This window comes from Campylobacter blaseri, from assembly GCF_013201895.1.
Lineage (GTDB): Bacteria > Campylobacterota > Campylobacteria > Campylobacterales > Campylobacteraceae > Campylobacter_B > Campylobacter_B blaseri.
Genome location: NZ_CP053841.1, coordinates 541868 through 557671, shown reverse-complemented (window position 1 = coordinate 557671; position 15804 = coordinate 541868). Strand labels below are relative to the sequence as shown.

Sequence of the window (15804 nt, the reverse complement as noted above, 5' to 3'; positions counted from 1 at the left end):
ATATAAGCTGTATAAACATAGATGCATTGGTAAATAATTTTAAAAATAAAGATATAAAACATATAAAAAGCATGAGAGATTCTTTTAGAGTAATAAAACATTCTTTAATAGAAATGGATAATAATCTTAAAGCCTCAAATTTCCATAAATTAGAATTATATGCAAAAGAAATTGAACTTAAAAATAAATTAAAAAATGAAACAAATAAATCTCAAGCTTCAATATTACTTGATAGAATAATGCTTTTAATCTATAGAACAACAAGTGATCATCATACAAATTTATTAACAATATTAAATTTTACTATTATGATGATAGCTATTTTGGAATAGTAATTTTTATTAAAGAATCTATTATTTCTGACATTTTATACAACAATTTAATTATTAATATAATTATCTATTTATTATTTGGTATTATTTCTATTTGGGCATTCTTCTGCACTGATAAAAAATATTTAAATGCTACTAATTTATTAAATGAAACAATTCTATTATTTATACTTGGTGTTTTATTTTATACCATATTAATATCCAATATCTCGATAATTGTATTTTTTATTGATGTATATCTAGTTCTTATGTTCTTTTTTTATAAATATTTTATTCACAAAAATATTATTTTAAGAACCCTATTTGCTTCAATTTTTATATGCATTCTGGCAATGAATCCTTCTATGATAATACCTATTTTTAATGCAAATCAGAATTTAGAAAATAAATTTTTACAAGCTGAAATATTAAAAATTAAAAATGACCAATTATCAGATATAGCTAGACAAATCAATAGTAAAGCCAATATAAAAAATATAATTATGACAAATCATTTTATATTAAAAAATAAAGAAATTTTATACAACAAAATAGAAAATAATAAAAGCCTAAAAACTCAAACTCCATATAAAGAAATTTATACTGCAATTTATAAAGATAAATTAAATAAGGATATATCTAATAGTATTAATTTTATCTATATGATAATTTTAGGTCTTTGTTTGTTTTCACTTCAAAAAACTGCGCGTAGAAACTCTGTAGTTCCAAATTAAAAAAGCTAGCGATAACTGCTTGCTCTACAAAAAGTAGAGCAAAGCTCTTACTTTATTGAACTTAGATAAAAATATCTCTCAAGTCTTTCAATTAGCTTTTTCTTATCTATATTATGCGTTGCACTTTTATAGATATTTTCTTCTAGCTTTGATAAAATCTCATCTATATATGCATCTTTTTTAGCATATGGAAGTAAAATACCAAAAAGTTCTTTATCGCTTTTTGATCTTTTAATCAAAATTTCAATAGGCAACTCTTCTTTTGGAGTTCTCTTAAAATTAAATTTCAAAAGCGCAAACATACATAAAGCTCCAGCCATAAAGCCAAACAATATGTTTAAATAATTATTTTTATATTCAATTTTGGTTATAGTTGTTGCTTTTGATATAGAAGAATCTAGTGTTTCTATATTACTACTTAAACTTTTTGGATCTACCTCTACTTCAATTTTTATCTCATCTGTTTTTATAGTCTTTACGCTATTTGTTTTACTATCTAAATATCTAAAAGATATACTAGGTATAGTATAGTTTCTATCAGAAATTAGTGCAAATTTTTGTATAAATTTACCGCCGTATTTGTCATTTTTCATACCATGCTTTAGATCTGTTTCATCTGAGTAAACCATAGCACCATCAAAATTTAAACTAAATTTATCAATATCGTCTATATTGCCAAAGCCTTCTATCTCAAGAGTTAAATTTACCGGCTCATTGGCTTTTACCTTTGTTTTATCAACAATAGTTCTTATGTTAAAATTACCAAAATTTGCAATTCCAGCTGGAAGTGGCTCAACATTTATCTTAAAAGATTTTGAATACACCCTCTCCCACTCTAAATCAGCAAAAAAATCAGCCGAGACTATCGTGCCAATATATGCTGCAATTGATGGAATTTTATATGTTCGTGCTTTTAAAGGCGTAAGAAGAAACTCCACCTCTTCTACTGTGTAATTGCCATCAATATATCTTTTAGCATCACCAACCCTTCGTAAAAGCAGTCCATCTATATCCAAACTATCTAGTCTAACCCTATCTGGATTTCTTCCTATTTTACTTTTTATAATAAAGCTTAACTTAGTACTATCACCTAAAACTAGATTAGTTTTGTCAATTTTAAGTTCAAAAACATGATTATCCCCATCTTTGCTAGCTTCTGGCTCAACGACTTTTATCTCTGCTTTTTGTGTTTTATAACTCCTACCATCTACAATTACCTCAAACTCAGGTATAGTTACGCTCCTATTTGGCATGAAACCATAAGTTCTTGAAAATCTTTTTATAGTTTTTCTATTTATCGTATTAATGCTTTGTGAGCTAGATGTAGATAAGACTTTAAATTCATCTATATCAACGATTATAGGAAATTTTACATCATTTCCAGTTGCTATAATGGTAAACTGAGCTAAATCACCTTTATTAATAGCTGGAGTATTAAGTCTTAGTTCTGCGCTTGCAAAAACATTTATGCTTAAAAATATGGTTAAAATAATACTACCAAGGTTTAATTTCTTCATTTTCATCCTCTTTTTTATTAAAAGGCACAATAAGAGTTTGTATCCCATCTCTCTCATCTAAAAGCTTTTGCCATTTTTTCTCTTCTATATTTACAGATTTTTCATTCAATTTTGCAACATTTTTTTGACTATTTAATTTTTCTTCATCTTCTTTTTTCTTATTACTATCTTTGTGCTTATTACTATCTTGCTGGTTTTTCATATCGTGCTCATCACTATTATCATCGGTTTCGTCTTGTTTTTCACTCTTATTTTTTTTCGGAGTTTTATTGCTTTGACTTTGTTTTTGTTTGCTGTTTGTGCTTTGATCATCTTTTTTATCATTATCTTTTGGAGTTTTATTACTATCTTGATTTTCTTTTTCTTCTTTTTCCTCATTTTCTTTTTCTACTTGTTTCTTTTTCAAACTTTTTAAAAGCTCAAGATTATACCTTGTATCGTTATCATCTTTTATCATTAAAGCTTTTTCATAAGCATCTATACCTTCATCAATCTTATTTAATTTTGCAAATGAGTTTCCTAAATTATGCAACTTTTCAAATTCCAAAGTATCCAAATTTAACTCGTTTAAAATTTCTATGGTTTTATTAAAATCGTTTAGCTTATAAAAGGCATTGGCTTGATTAAATTTTGCTTCTTTGGATTTAAGCTTTCCATAATAACTTATAGCTTTTTCATAATCACCGCTAATATAGGCATTTTTTGCGTTATTTGCGTTTTTATAATCAACCAATTCAAAAAAAGAAAAGTAGGAAAATATGGCAATAAGGATTGATAGTGCTAAGTATTTTTTCATATTTTTCTCCTATCCATTAAAGAAAAATTTGCCATAATAAAAAAGATTATAGCCAAGATTAAAGGATAGTAAAAAAGCTCTTGTCTATTATAGATAGTTTTTTCTTTTTCTTCTTGGTTTTTAAACTTAGCACTAGTTAGGCTATTTAACTCTTTCATATCTTCATTGCTTAAAGAAAATCTAACAAAGGCTCCGCCTGTTTCAAGTGCTAAATTTCTAATGTTTTCATTGGCTTTTAGTAAAACCACATCCCCATTATCGGCCTTAAAAAGAGATCCTTTTTCAGTAGCCGTTAAATATACAAAAACTGCGATATTGTTACTTTTAGCATACCTTATCTCTTTAGAAAAATCTTCATTATCTCCACCATCTGTAAAGATAATTAGAATTTTATTTTTTTCATCTTTAAACATAGTATTTGTAGCTTCTAGCAATGACATAATGCTTGTCCCTTTTAAATTTAGATGGCTAAATTTAAGATTTTCTACAAGATATTTTAGTGAATTAAAGTCATTTGTTAAAGGAGATACCAAAAAAGCTCTACTACTAAAACCTATTAAGGAAACATCTTTATCAAAAGCATTTTCCATAAATGCAAAAATTTTTCTTTTTGAAAACTCAAGCCTATTAGGGTAAATATCATCCACACTCATTGATTGCGATACATCAAGCCCTATGGCTACATCTACCTGCTCTGATTTAATCTTAATTTTACCATTATCAATATATGGTCTAGAAAGTGCTAAAATAGCAAATATCAGTGCTGCAATCAAACAATATGAGCGAGTTTTTTTACTAAAGCCATATTTTTTTATCTGAATTTCTTTTAAAACATCTTTTGAAAAATAGGAATTAAAATCTCTTTTTTTGGCAATAAAAAATATTAGCAAAAAAGGGATGATAAGTAAAATTAAATAATAAGGATTTAAGATACTCATATGACCTCTTTTTTGTTTCTATATAAAAATAAAGCTATCAATGTCAATATAGCTAATCCTAAAAATATTTGGTAATAGTAAGTTTTTTTATAATGTCTTTGTTTTTTAACTTCACTTTTTTCTAAAGCATCAATCTCTTCATATATTTCTTTTAGCTTTTCATTGGACTTTGCATGAAACTCTTTTCCACCTGTTGCTCTAGCTATTTTTCTTAAAACATAGGAATTATAATCATGATTAAGAGGATTATAATCTGTGTTTCTTCCTATCCCTATTGTATGGACTTTAATGCCATATTTCTTAGCCCTATCAATTGCTACATCTATAGGAACAGTGTTTGAGTTATCCATACCATCAGTTGCTAAAACTATGATTTTTTCTTTTGCAATGCTATTTTCAAACAAATTTGCACCCAAGAACAGTGCTTCATAAAGTGCTGTTCTTCTACTTCCTGCAACACCGACCTCTATCATATCTAAAAGCCTTAAAATACTATCTTTATCATAAGTCAAAGGAACTGCAACATAAGCAAAATCAGCAAAAACAGTAAGTGCTAAGCTATCATCTTTTCTCTTTTGAATAAACTCTTTTGCAATTTTTTTAATATTAGCAAATTTATCATCTTTAAGCATAGAAGCACTAACATCTATTAAAAGTGCTATCTCATAACCTTTGCCTTTTTGCTCCTCTAATTCATCTTTTTTTATAGGACTTGCAAGAGCTATAATTAAAAATAGCACAGAAAAAAACTTAAGCAGACTTAGGATTAAATTTTGCTTTTTGCTAGCTTCTTTAAGCATAGAGATATTAGAAAAATATAAGCTATCATTTTTAGCCTTAAAATATCTAACCAAGATAAAATAAACAACTAAGCCTAAAAAAACCAAAGGATACTCAAATGTTAACATTTTATCCCTTTTACAAATTCTTTAATCTCTTTTTTCAACTCTTCATCTATCTCATCTATATCTTTTTTATATTTATATTTATAAAGATTTAACTCTAGCATTTGAAGTGGTTTTGTGTTTTTATGATCTATAAAATAGAGATAGTTTTGACTAAATTTATAAACTATATCTTTTGTATTGCTATAATCTATGTTCTTTAAACTCTCATATGCTAGCTCTTTTTGTGTCTTAAAAAATCTTTTTTTGCTATTTTTACTTAAAAAATCGTATATTAAAAATATCATTAAAACAGACAAAGATATGGCAAGTAAAATGGAGAAGAAAAAATTAAAAGGTAAATTTGTAAGCAATCCAAAACTATTAATATCTACAATATCTTTTATATCTTTTAACTTATCCATTTATGACCTTGTAATTTTTATAAGTTTTGGTAAAACTTCATCGTCTGTATATATTTTATCTGAAAAAATTCTATTTTCTAAGAAATGATTTTTAACTTTTCTATCATGCTCTTTTAAAAGCTCTTTATATCTTTCCACTACACTTTTATCTAGATGAAGTTCGAATTTATCTAATTTTACAGGATTTATTAAATCCATATCACTATCAAATTTTAACTCTTCTTCTATCTTGTCTCTAATTATTATAGAATAAACATCATTATAATAAGCAATATCTGTAAAATCTGGTTCTTTTAAAAAATCACTTATTATAAAGATGGCTGATTTTCTTCTAATTGTTGAGTTTATGGTATCACATAGATTTTTATAATCAACATCTTTACCTAAAACATCAATATTTAAAGAGTCTTCTATAGCTTGATATACGCCATCTTGGCTCTTTAAAGCTGGATAAAACTTTTCTAATTTATCACTAAAAATAATCGGATAAAGCAGATTTTTACTCTCAACTGCCGCTAAAGACAAAAGAGCAAAAATTTCAGTCGCAAGATCACGCTTTAGCCTAACTGAGCCAAATTTTAAACTACCACTAAGCATTAAAACTACAACTATATTTATCTGCCTTGTCTCATTAAAAACATTGGCTTTTATAGCTCCACTTTTAGCTGTGGCTTTCCAATTTATTTTTTTTAAATCCTCATCTATATAATCTTTAATCTCTTTGAAATCAAGTCCGTCCCCTTTTATAGGGCTTTGCATATTTCCAAAATTTTGATTATATATATCTTTTTTAGCTTTAAAAAAAATCTCTTTTGCTCTTTGCATAGATTAAGGTGCCTTTATAGTTTCAATAATCTTTTCAACTATATTATCAGGAGTTATACCGTTTGCTTTTGCTTTATAATTTAAAGTAAGTCTATGTCTTAAAACACCCTTTACTACATTTGCAATATCTAAAGGAGTAACATAATCTTTTCCATTTATAAACGCATAAGCAAGGCTTGATTTAAGAAGATCGATACTCGCTCTAGGACTTACACCAAATTCAATGTATTGTGATATATCTGGTATCTCATATAGTTCTGGCTCTCTTGTTGCATGAACTATTTTAACCATATATTTTTTAACCTCTTCATCTATGTGAACTTTTTTAACTTCTTCTCTTAACTTTAATATATCCTTAGAATCAGCTACTTTTTGAACCTCTTCAAACCCTTTTAATGCAACTCTTTCTATAATTTCTAACTCTTCATCGAAGGTATTATAATCAACTAAAACCTTCATCATAAACCTATCAAGTTGTGCCTCAGGAAGACTATAAGCACCCTCTTGTTCTATTGGGTTTTGTGTTGCCATAACCAAAAAAGGCTCATCTACTTTAAAAGTTTCATCACCAATAGTAATTTGTCTTTCTTGCATAACCTCAAGCAAGGCTGATTGAACTTTTGAAGGAGCTCTGTTTATTTCATCTGCTAACAAAAGATTTGTAAAAGCTGGACCTTTTTTAAAACTAAACTCGCCTGTTTTAATATTGTAAATTTCAGTACCTGTAATATCACTTGGAAGTAAATCAGGAGTAAATTGAACTCTTTTAAAATCAATACCCAAACTCTTTGATAGAGCATTTATAGCAGTTGTTTTTGCAAGACCTGGAACACCTTCAACTAAAATATGACCATTTGAAATTAGACCTATTAAAAGTGAGTCTATAAGCTCATCTTGCCCAACGACTATTTTTTTAATCTCTGTTTTTATTCTTTGTATAGTTTTATTCATAATTAACCTTATAAATTTGTTATTTATTATACAATTTATTGGTTAATAGAATTATATAAATGCTGATAGTTTGATATTTTGAAATTTAAATTTGTAATAAAATTAAGTATAATAATTATAGCAAAGCTATAAAAAGGGATAAGCCCCTTTTTATTTTCTAAGTTCTCTAATTTTAGCAGCTTTACCACGTCTATCTCTAAGATAAAATAGCTTAGCTCTTCTTACGCGACCATGTCTTAGAACTTTTATCTCTTCTATACTATCACTATAAATAGGGAAGATTCTCTCAACACCTACACTATTAGCACCAATTTTTCTAACTATAAAACTCTCGCCTGTTCCTGTTCCTCTTCTAGAAATACAAACACCTTCAAAATTTTGAATTCTGCTTTTGTCACCTTCTTGAATTTTAACAGCGACTCTTAAAGTATCACCTGCACGAAAATCTGGAATACTTTTTTCACTAATTTGTGCGTTTTCAAACGCTTCAATGTACTTGTTTCTCATTTTTTTTCCTTTTGTTTTGGCTATTTAATCTGAGATATAAATCTGGACGAAAAAATTTTGTTCTTAAAATCGCCATATTATTTTTTAAAGCTTGTATTCTACCATGATTACCCTTTAAAAACTCTGAAGGCACATAAGAATTATTAAAAATATTTGGCTTTGTAAAAGATGGCGCCTCTAAAATCCCATCTTCAAAACTCTCAATTTCTAAAGATTGGCTATTTCCTAATACACCTTCAATGTTCCTGCTTATGGCATCACACAAACAAAGTGCTCCAAGCTCTCCACCTGTTAAGACAAAATCACCTATGCAAAAAACCTCATTTGCATATTGCTCAACCACTCTTTCATCAACACCCTCATATCTACCACAGATAAACACTATCTCTTTTTTGGTTGATAATCTTTTGGCATCATTTTGGGTAAATTTCTTTCCAGCTGGAGTAAGATATACTATATGTAAGTTTGGATTTTTTTCTTTTGCTTTTAAAATTGAGCTTTCAATTGTGCTAGCATTTATTAAAAGCCCAGCTCCACCACCTATCATATAGTCATCTACTTTTTTATGCCTATCTTCGCTATAATCTCGCGGATTTATAAACTCAACATCTATTAATTTAGAATCAACTGCTCTTTTTAAAATAGAGTCATTAAAATATGGCTTAACTAAATTTTCAAAAAGAGTTATGAATGTAAATTTCATGAATTTTCTAATAACAAAATAGCGTTTTTGCTATAAATTTTCCCATCTTCTATGGAAATTTTTTCTATATAATTATCAATGTATGGTATATAAAAAATATCACTAAATTCTTTTTTAATAAAATCTTCGTCTGTTTTTATCTCAAAAAGATAGCTTCCGCCAACTTCTAAAATATCATCAACTCTACCTAATTTATGGTCATCTTCATAAACTTCAAGACCAATTATATCAAAATAAAAAAACTCATCTTTATCTAGTTTGCAACTTTTTCTTGTGTTTTCAATACTTTGATATAGTTTCTTGTTTACTAAATTTTGGGCTAAGTTTATATCTTCATAGCCTTTAAATATAACAGATAAATTTGACATATTTACACTTAAAATTTCTAACTTCGTTTCATCTTTTAAAAAAAATATTTTACCTTTTTTAAATTGTGAAACAAAGTCGCTTTTATTATGAAGTTTTAAAGCTCCTTTAAGGCCTATAGTTTTGCCTATAACTGCTACTTCAAGAAGCTTTTCCATCTATTCCTCTAGAGCTTTTATGTTAACTTTATATGAAGTTTTATTTTTACTTTTATAAGCAGATATAACTGTTTTTATAGCGTTTATGATTCTGCCATCTCTGCCTATAAGTTTACCTGTATCTGATTTGTCAGCTGTTATGATAATCTCAACAAAATTATCTTCGTGTTGTATCTCTTCTATGGTTACTTTTTCTGGATACTCTGCAATAAGCATTGCATATTGTTTTAAAAATTCTTTTATCATATTATTTACTAGTAATCTTTTCAACTCTATCGCTAAGTTTAGCACCTACGCTTTTCCAGTAAGCAAGTCTTTCAGCGTCAAATTTGATAACTTCAGGTTCTGTCATTGGGTTGTAATAACCAATGTTTTCTATATAACCACCGTCTCTTCTTTTTCTACTATCCGTTACTACGATACGATAAAAAGGTCTCTTTTTTCTACCTACTCTGTTTAGTCTAATAACCGTTGCCATTGTTTCTCCTTGTGATTTTAAATAAAACTTTATTATAAGTAAGTGCTTTACTCATAATAAAATCCTAAGCATTACCTAGGAATTTGATTGTTTTTCATCATGTTTGCCATGTTTTTCATAGCGCCTTTATTTGAAAACTTTTTAGCTAATTTTGAAGCATTGCTAAACTGCTTTATAAATCTATTAACCTCAACTTGTTCAAGTCCAGCCCCTTGTGCTAGTCTTCTTTTTCTTGAGTTATTTAAAAGCTCGGGGTTTTCTCTCTCTTTTGGAGTCATTGAGTTAATCATAGCTTTAATATGCAAAATTTCTTTTGAATTTTCTAAATCCATATCGCCAATCTTGCTAGCCATATTTCCCATACCAGGAATCATTCCTATAAGATTTTTCATATTTCCAAGTTTTTTAACACTCTCAAGTTGATTTAAAAAATCAGTAAATGTAAATTTACCTTTTTTAATTTTTTTGGTTATATCTTTTACATCTTTTTCATCAAAAATTGCATTTGTTTTTTCAACTAGTGTTGCAAGGTCACCCTCGCCCATAATTCTACCAACAATTCTATCTGGTATAAACCCTTCAATATTACTTGACTTTTCACCTGTTCCTATAAATCTTAAAGGAATTCCAATTTGCTTTGCAATACCTAAAGCAACACCGCCTTTTGTATCAGCATCAAATTTACTTAATATAACACCTGTTATGGATAAAGCGTCGTTAAAAGTGCTTGCACTTCTTACACCATCTTGTCCACTCATAGCATCAGCTACATAGAAAATTTCATCTGGATTGATAGTGTTTTTTACATTTTTAATCTCTTCCATAAGCTCTTCATCTATTGCCAAACGCCCAGCAGTGTCAACCAATAAAACATCATATAGCTCTTTTTTAGCCTTTTCTAATGCATTTTTTGCAACTTTTATAGGATTTGTTTCATCTTCTATATAGTATAAATCAAGCTCGTTTGCTTCGCATAGTTGCTTTAGTTGCTCTACTGCAGCAAGTCTTTGCAGGTCACAAGCTGCTATTAAAACTTTCTTTTTTCTAAGTTTTAAATAGTTTGCAAGCTTCACTGTTGTAGTTGTTTTACCACTACCTTGAAGTCCTGCCATTAAAACTACTGTCGGTGGCTTACTAGCAAAAACAAAACCTTGATTTCCTGGTGCTGTTAAAACATCTGTTAGATTTTTCTTTATAGCATCTAAAAACTGCTTTTGACCTATAGTGCCACTTTTTACATCTGTCTCTATAAGGCTTAATAGCTCTTTGGTAACTTTGTGGTGAACATCTGATTTTAATAGTGCTTTTTTGAGTGTATCTAAAGCATTTTTTAGTGCTTTTTCATCATCAATTATTTTTAATTTATTTACTGCTGATCTAAACGATTCACTTATTTGTTCAAACACATCTCTACCTTTTTATTTTCAACTTTTATAATTAAAGGGCTCATTTTACTATTTTTTTGCTTAAATATCTTTAAATTTAGATATCTTTTGGAATTTCAAAACCAAAAGCATGAAAACTATTATCTAAATTTGCTCTAAATTTATAACCTAAAATTTCAGTCTCATAAGAGTGTAAAAATAGTCTTTTTGAGCTACCTTTTCCATATTTTTCATCACCAACTATAGGGTGATTAATGCTTGCTAAATGAACTCTTATCTGATGAGTTCTGCCTGTTTGTATTGTAACTTTTACGATGCTTTTTTTACCACTTATCATAAGTGGCTCAACCTTTGTTATAGCGTTTTTTCCTTGCTTAGATATTTTAGAAAAAGCACCACCTTTTGTTTTTAAAGTTATGATTGGCTCATCTATGATGATCTCTTCGCTTACAATGCCATCAACCATAGCAACATATATTTTTTTAACTCTTAAATGCTTAAATTCCTCTATTGCTTTTTCTTGAAATTCTTTGTTTTTGATAAGAAGTATAACTCCGCTTGTATCTTTATCTAGCCTGTTTAAAAGCTCAAATTTAAATTTTTTAGCTATCTGTTCGCTTGTTGTAAATTGTGGTTTATTTATAGCTACTATATTATCATCTTCAAATATAACTTTTGGCTCTTTAGTTTTTAAAACCTTAAATGTAGTTTTTGAAGAGATTAATCCCCTTGCTATTAATATCTTTTTATCATGTGCAAAAACCTGCCCATTGTCTATTAAATTTTTAGCTTCATTGTTTGAAATTCCCTCTTGAACTGCTAAAAGTTTATATGCTTTTTCTTTTGTCAAATTTTTTCCTTGATTATGTTTTCTATCTCTTTTATTTTATAGGTTTGTTTTATCTTTGTTTTTGTTAAATTCTTGCTCAAAAGTTCATTTAAATTTGATAAATCACTAAAATTTACTCCATCTATCAAACCAAAAAGAACTTTTTGATTATGAAAATACTCTCCATTTATTATAGGAGTGTTAAATTGTGCTATTTCTACTGGGTTATGTCCACCAATCCCTTTTATAAAACCGCCTCCTAATATAACAACATCTGCAATCTTATAAAAATTTATAAGTTCTCCTAATGTATCAAGCAATATAAAATCAGAACTTAAATCTTTATTTTCTGAAAATCTCTCAAAGCTAAGATTATGCTTACCACAAAATGCTTTGCAAATTCCGCCAACTTTTTCAAATCTTTCAGGATGTCTTGGTGCAAGTAGAAACTTTTGCTCTTTATTTGGATTTAGATTTTTTAATATAAGCTCTTCTTCACCCTCATGTGTGCTTGCTATGACTATAAATTTTTTATTAAACTTAGAGTAATCTTTTGAAGCTGGTTTAAAATTTGCACTTTTAATATTACCAACTACTTTTATATTTTTTGCACCCAACTCTTCTAATCTTCGCCTATCTACTTCGCTTTGTGCTAAAACTAAATCTACATTTTCAAAAACTTTTTTATAATATAAGCTTAGTTTTTTATAACTTTTATATGACTTATCATTTATCCTAGCATTTAATAAAATAACATAAGATCCATTTTTTTTAGCATATTTTACTAAATTTAGCCAAAGTTCTGCTTCAAAAACAACTAAAACTTTTGATTTTTCAAGCCACAATGGTAAAAACATCTCATATGGTAAAAATCTTACATTTTTAGTAATACTACTAGCCTTATTAAAACCTGTAGCAGTTGCTGTGGTTATAGCTATATCATCAAATTTTAAAGCCAAAGATGATATAGCCTCTACTTCGCCTAAACTACAAGCATGAAAATGAACATCACAAGATTTTAATTTAGAATTTTTAAATAGAAAAAAGCGTGCTGGTATACTACGCTTATATTTTTCCTTAAAAGCTAAAATCAATAAAAATGGGATTGAGATTAGCCATAATATAAAACTTAAAAGATTATATATCACTCAGAATCAATCTCTTTATAAAGAATTCTACCACAATGCGGGCAAGTAATTATATCATCGCCTTTTATAACAGATATAAAAGTTTTATCATTTATACGCATAAAGCAACCATAACAAGCTTGTTTTTTAACTTTAACTACAGCTGTATTTCCAGCCCATTTTCTAATCTTTTCATAAAATGAGATTAGTTTGTGATCCATTTTTTTAACTAATTTATCTTTGTTTGCACAAACTTCATCTCTAAGTTTTTCTATCTCGGCTCTCTTTGCTTCTGTTTTCTCTTTTGTGCTTTCAAGTTCAGCCTCTAAGACAACTTTTTTCTCATTAAGCTCTTTTAAAATTCCCTCTTTAAAATCAATTGACTTTTCAAGTTTTACGATATCTTCATTAGCTGCGCTTAATTGGTCTTTTGCAAGGCTCTCTTCAAGTTGTAAAGCCTTTGCTTCTCTTTCTGTCTTTACAGATGCACTTTTTTTACCAGCATCTTTTAATTTTGCAGAAAATTCAGCTATATGGGTGTTTGTAGATGAAATTTGAGATTTTACATCTTCTATTTCTTCTAATACAGTTGCAATTTGCTCTTCTACTAAGTTAATTTCATTTTTTTTGCTATTGAACTCTTTTTCTATATCTTCTATTTGTGGTATAAATTTATCTATACTTTTATCATATTCGGAGAGTTCTACTAATTGTTCTAAATTTTTGTTCATAAATGTTCCTTAAATTTGTGTAAATGGATTTACTGAATTTGTTATTATAACTTCTATTTGCTTTTTTTTCAAATTTTCTTTTAAAGAGATTGCAAAATATCTCTCGCTTTCAAAGTGATTTATATCTATTAAAGATATGCCATTTTCCATAGCTTCCAAGGCTTCGTGATACTTTAAATCTCCAGTTAAAAAACAATCTCCATCAAAATGCCCAAGCATGCTAATCCCACTTCCTGTGCAAAGTGCAACTCTTTTAACTCTATCTTTTGTCTTAACAACTCTAAGATTTGGGATATCTAACTTCTTTTTTATATCATCTACAAATTCATTAAAACTCATATCAACTTCCATATTGATTAAAAAATCATCTATGCTAACTATTTCATATCTTAAAATCTCTTTTGCTACAAATTTATTTAAGATATGCTTATCGTAATTTGTATGCATAGATATAAGTTTTATATCTTTTTTTATAAGTTTTTGTATCAAATTTGATGGATATCTAGAGTAATCAATTCTTTTTAAACCTTTAAAAATAAGTGGATGATGGGTGATTATAAGCGAGTTTTCTTCCAAGCTATCAACCAAGTTTGAATCTAAATCCAAACTTGCATAAACTCTATCAAATTCATCATCAAATGAGCCTACAAGAAGTCCTGAGTTATCCCACTCTTCTTGATCTTCAAACGGCGCTATCTCATCTAAAATTTGATAAATTTCACTAATCTTCACTTTTATCATCCTTTTTTATATAAGCTAGTGCACACCCTTTTGCAAGCTCTCTAATTTTTAAAATATAATCTTGCCTTTGAGTTACACTAATTGCCCCTCTTGCATCTAAAACATTAAAAGTATGAGCAGCTAGCATACAATAATCATAAGCAGGTAGTGCCAAACCATGCTCCAATACATGCTTGCACTCTTTGCAAGCATTATCAAATTGGTTAAAAAGCATATCCACATCAGCTATCTCAAAGTTGTATTTTGAAAACTCATATTCGCCTCTTTTATGAACATCGCCATATGTTATGATTTTTCCATCTTTGTCATCCCAAACTATATCATAAACATTATCAACACCTTGAAGATACATAGCAAGTCTTTCTAAGCCGTAAGTTATCTCACCGCTAATTAGCTCACAAGTTATACCGCCAACTTGTTGAAAATATGTAAATTGAGTAACTTCCATACCATCAAGCCAAACTTCCCAGCCAAGTCCCCATGCACCAAGAGTTGGGCTTTCCCAATTATCTTCTACGAACCTAATATCATGCTTATTTAAATCAAGTCCTAAAATTTCCAAACTTTTTAAATATAGCTCTTGGATATTGCTAGGACTTGGTTTTAAAATCACTTGAAATTGATAATAAGCCCCTAATCTGTTCGGGTTTTCTCCATATCTTCCATCAGTTGGTCTTCTTGATGGTGCAACATACGCAGCTCTCCAAGGATCATTGCCTAATGATCTTAAAAATGTAGCATTATGGTAAGTTCCAGCCCCAGCTGGCATATCATAAGGCTGAACTACTATACACCCTTGTTTGCTCCAATATTCTTGAAGCGTTAAAATTATACGCGAAAATGTCATTTTTTACCTCTGTTTTTATTATAAATAATTAATCTATTTAAGTAGTTTTTCTATCTCTGCTGAGTCTTCTTCTACTTTTTTAGCCATCTTAATTTTGTCCTCTTTTAAAATAGCATTTAATCTATCATCTTTTAAAGCTAAAATTTGAGCCGCTAAATACGCAGCATTTTTTGCACCTGCTTTTCCAATTGCTAAAGTTCCAACAGGCATACCTCCTGGCATTTGAACAGTTGAATAAAGTGCATCAACACCATTTAAAGCTCCTCCGCCAATAGGAATTCCTAAAACTGGCTTTATAGTTTGAGATGCTACAACTCCTGCTAAATGAGCTGCCATACCAGCTGCACAGATAAATACCTCAGCACCTTTTTCTTCTGCTGCTTTTACATATTTTATAGTTCTTTCAGGACTTCTATGCGCTGAACTAACTATAATCTCATGCTCTATTCCAAATTTTTCTAAAACTTTTAAAGCTTCACAAACTACATCATAATCACTTTTACTTCCCATTATAATTGATACAAAAGTTTTTTCTTTCATATTTCTTCTCC

The 15804-nt window shown here is 28.7% G+C and carries 21 protein-coding genes; 2 read left to right on the top strand and 19 right to left on the bottom strand.

Translation table 11 applies throughout. The annotated features are described in order from the left end of the window. Window positions 1-71 precede the first annotated feature (71 nt). Both CBLAS_RS02940 and CBLAS_RS02935 read left to right on the top strand, forming a co-directional pair. Entirely contained in the window at window positions 72-332 is a 261-nt protein-coding gene (locus tag CBLAS_RS02940; protein WP_106871257.1) for a hypothetical protein, read from the top strand. Window positions 333-676: 344 nt separating this feature from the next. Next, entirely contained in the window at window positions 677-1045 is a 369-nt protein-coding gene (locus tag CBLAS_RS02935) for a hypothetical protein (protein WP_106871259.1), read from the top strand. A 47-nt stretch (window positions 1046-1092) separates the two neighbouring features. Here the strand turns inward: CBLAS_RS02935 and CBLAS_RS02930 are convergent, their stop codons facing one another. The 19 genes from CBLAS_RS02930 to purE all read right to left on the bottom strand — a co-directional run bounded on the left by CBLAS_RS02930 (window position 1093) and on the right by purE (window position 15793). After that, window positions 1093-2562, bottom strand: coding sequence for a BatD family protein (locus CBLAS_RS02930; protein WP_157940021.1), 1470 nt, complete (start codon window positions 2560-2562; stop codon window positions 1093-1095). Then, complete coding sequence (locus CBLAS_RS02925) at window positions 2540-3358, bottom strand: tetratricopeptide repeat protein (protein ID WP_106871263.1); 819 nt, start codon at window positions 3356-3358, stop codon at window positions 2540-2542. The genes CBLAS_RS02930 and CBLAS_RS02925 overlap by 23 nt, the downstream gene beginning before the upstream one ends. Further along, the gene (locus CBLAS_RS02920; RefSeq protein WP_106871265.1) at window positions 3355-4296 is read right to left on the bottom strand and encodes a VWA domain-containing protein; all 942 of its coding nucleotides are present in this window, start codon (window positions 4294-4296) and stop codon (window positions 3355-3357) included. Before CBLAS_RS02920 ends, CBLAS_RS02925 begins: the two co-directional genes overlap by 4 nt. Beyond that, complete coding sequence (locus CBLAS_RS02915; protein ID WP_106871267.1) at window positions 4293-5204, bottom strand: vWA domain-containing protein; 912 nt, start codon at window positions 5202-5204, stop codon at window positions 4293-4295. The genes CBLAS_RS02920 and CBLAS_RS02915 overlap by 4 nt, the downstream gene beginning before the upstream one ends. Further along, window positions 5198-5605, bottom strand: a complete 408-nt coding sequence (locus CBLAS_RS02910) for a hypothetical protein (RefSeq protein ID WP_106871269.1) — start codon at window positions 5603-5605, stop codon at window positions 5198-5200. Before CBLAS_RS02910 ends, CBLAS_RS02915 begins: the two co-directional genes overlap by 7 nt. Continuing rightward, entirely contained in the window at window positions 5606-6430 is an 825-nt protein-coding gene (locus CBLAS_RS02905) for a DUF58 domain-containing protein (RefSeq protein WP_106871271.1), read from the bottom strand. Window positions 6431-6433: 3 nt separating this feature from the next. After that, window positions 6434-7381, bottom strand: coding sequence for an AAA family ATPase (locus CBLAS_RS02900; RefSeq protein ID WP_106871273.1), 948 nt, complete (start codon window positions 7379-7381; stop codon window positions 6434-6436). 150 nt (window positions 7382-7531) lie between these two features. Next, on the bottom strand, window positions 7532-7888 hold the full coding sequence (rplS, locus tag CBLAS_RS02895) for a 50S ribosomal protein L19 (protein ID WP_106871275.1): 357 nt from the start codon (window positions 7886-7888) through the stop codon (window positions 7532-7534). Next, window positions 7869-8591, bottom strand: a complete 723-nt coding sequence (gene trmD / locus CBLAS_RS02890) for a tRNA (guanosine(37)-N1)-methyltransferase TrmD (protein WP_106871277.1) — start codon at window positions 8589-8591, stop codon at window positions 7869-7871. The genes rplS and trmD overlap by 20 nt, the downstream gene beginning before the upstream one ends. After that, window positions 8588-9115, bottom strand: coding sequence for a ribosome maturation factor RimM (gene rimM / locus CBLAS_RS02885; RefSeq protein ID WP_106871279.1), 528 nt, complete (start codon window positions 9113-9115; stop codon window positions 8588-8590). Before rimM ends, trmD begins: the two co-directional genes overlap by 4 nt. Then, window positions 9116-9361 carry a KH domain-containing protein gene (locus tag CBLAS_RS02880; RefSeq protein ID WP_106871646.1) on the bottom strand — a complete coding sequence of 82 codons (246 nt, stop codon included), beginning with the start codon at window positions 9359-9361 and terminating at the stop codon, window positions 9116-9118. Between the two features lies 1 nt (window position 9362). Beyond that, window positions 9363-9593: a 30S ribosomal protein S16 gene (gene rpsP / locus CBLAS_RS02875; protein ID WP_106871281.1), complete on the bottom strand. Its 231-nt coding sequence runs from the start codon at window positions 9591-9593 to the stop codon at window positions 9363-9365. A 71-nt stretch (window positions 9594-9664) separates the two neighbouring features. After that, the gene (ffh, locus tag CBLAS_RS02870) at window positions 9665-10999 is read right to left on the bottom strand and encodes a signal recognition particle protein (RefSeq protein WP_106871283.1); all 1335 of its coding nucleotides are present in this window, start codon (window positions 10997-10999) and stop codon (window positions 9665-9667) included. 76 nt (window positions 11000-11075) lie between these two features. Then, window positions 11076-11828 (bottom strand): pseudouridine synthase family protein, encoded by a 753-nt coding sequence (locus tag CBLAS_RS02865; protein WP_106871285.1) that lies wholly within the window; start codon window positions 11826-11828, stop codon window positions 11076-11078. After that, window positions 11825-12955 carry a lipid IV(A) 3-deoxy-D-manno-octulosonic acid transferase gene (gene waaA / locus CBLAS_RS02860; protein WP_106871287.1) on the bottom strand — a complete coding sequence of 377 codons (1131 nt, stop codon included), beginning with the start codon at window positions 12953-12955 and terminating at the stop codon, window positions 11825-11827. The genes CBLAS_RS02865 and waaA overlap by 4 nt, the downstream gene beginning before the upstream one ends. Beyond that, window positions 12952-13665 carry a zinc ribbon domain-containing protein gene (locus tag CBLAS_RS02855; RefSeq protein WP_106871289.1) on the bottom strand — a complete coding sequence of 238 codons (714 nt, stop codon included), beginning with the start codon at window positions 13663-13665 and terminating at the stop codon, window positions 12952-12954. The genes waaA and CBLAS_RS02855 overlap by 4 nt, the downstream gene beginning before the upstream one ends. A gap of 9 nt (window positions 13666-13674) precedes the next feature. Then, entirely contained in the window at window positions 13675-14397 is a 723-nt protein-coding gene (locus CBLAS_RS02850) for a Nif3-like dinuclear metal center hexameric protein (protein WP_106871291.1), read from the bottom strand. Continuing rightward, entirely contained in the window at window positions 14387-15253 is an 867-nt protein-coding gene (glyQ, locus tag CBLAS_RS02845; protein ID WP_106871292.1) for a glycine--tRNA ligase subunit alpha, read from the bottom strand. The genes CBLAS_RS02850 and glyQ overlap by 11 nt, the downstream gene beginning before the upstream one ends. Before the next feature lie 33 nt (window positions 15254-15286). After that, window positions 15287-15793 (bottom strand): 5-(carboxyamino)imidazole ribonucleotide mutase, encoded by a 507-nt coding sequence (gene purE / locus CBLAS_RS02840; protein ID WP_106871294.1) that lies wholly within the window; start codon window positions 15791-15793, stop codon window positions 15287-15289. Between the last annotated feature and the right edge of the window lie 11 nt (window positions 15794-15804).

Excerpts from the sequence above, each read along its gene's own strand:
- CBLAS_RS02940 (WP_106871257.1), top strand. The coding sequence starts at position 72 with ATGAGAGATTCTTTTAGAGTAATAAAACATTCTTTAATAGAAATGGAT.
- CBLAS_RS02935 (WP_106871259.1), top strand. The coding sequence starts at position 677 with ATGATAATACCTATTTTTAATGCAAATCAGAATTTAGAAAATAAATTT.
- CBLAS_RS02930 (WP_157940021.1), bottom strand. The coding sequence starts at position 2,562 with ATGAAGAAATTAAACCTTGGTAGTATTATTTTAACCATATTTTTAAGC.
- CBLAS_RS02925 (WP_106871263.1), bottom strand. The coding sequence starts at position 3,358 with ATGAAAAAATACTTAGCACTATCAATCCTTATTGCCATATTTTCCTAC.
- CBLAS_RS02920 (WP_106871265.1), bottom strand. The coding sequence starts at position 4,296 with ATGAGTATCTTAAATCCTTATTATTTAATTTTACTTATCATCCCTTTT.
- CBLAS_RS02915 (WP_106871267.1), bottom strand. The coding sequence starts at position 5,204 with ATGTTAACATTTGAGTATCCTTTGGTTTTTTTAGGCTTAGTTGTTTAT.
- CBLAS_RS02910 (WP_106871269.1), bottom strand. The coding sequence starts at position 5,605 with ATGGATAAGTTAAAAGATATAAAAGATATTGTAGATATTAATAGTTTT.
- CBLAS_RS02905 (WP_106871271.1), bottom strand. The coding sequence starts at position 6,430 with ATGCAAAGAGCAAAAGAGATTTTTTTTAAAGCTAAAAAAGATATATAT.
- CBLAS_RS02900 (WP_106871273.1), bottom strand. The coding sequence starts at position 7,381 with ATGAATAAAACTATACAAAGAATAAAAACAGAGATTAAAAAAATAGTC.
- rplS (WP_106871275.1), bottom strand. The coding sequence starts at position 7,888 with ATGAGAAACAAGTACATTGAAGCGTTTGAAAACGCACAAATTAGTGAA.
- trmD (WP_106871277.1), bottom strand. The coding sequence starts at position 8,591 with ATGAAATTTACATTCATAACTCTTTTTGAAAATTTAGTTAAGCCATAT.
- rimM (WP_106871279.1), bottom strand. The coding sequence starts at position 9,115 with ATGGAAAAGCTTCTTGAAGTAGCAGTTATAGGCAAAACTATAGGCCTT.
- CBLAS_RS02880 (WP_106871646.1), bottom strand. The coding sequence starts at position 9,361 with ATGATAAAAGAATTTTTAAAACAATATGCAATGCTTATTGCAGAGTAT.
- rpsP (WP_106871281.1), bottom strand. The coding sequence starts at position 9,593 with ATGGCAACGGTTATTAGACTAAACAGAGTAGGTAGAAAAAAGAGACCT.
- CBLAS_RS02855 (WP_106871289.1), bottom strand. The coding sequence starts at position 13,665 with ATGAACAAAAATTTAGAACAATTAGTAGAACTCTCCGAATATGATAAA.
- glyQ (WP_106871292.1), bottom strand. The coding sequence starts at position 15,253 with ATGACATTTTCGCGTATAATTTTAACGCTTCAAGAATATTGGAGCAAA.
- purE (WP_106871294.1), bottom strand. The coding sequence starts at position 15,793 with ATGAAAGAAAAAACTTTTGTATCAATTATAATGGGAAGTAAAAGTGAT.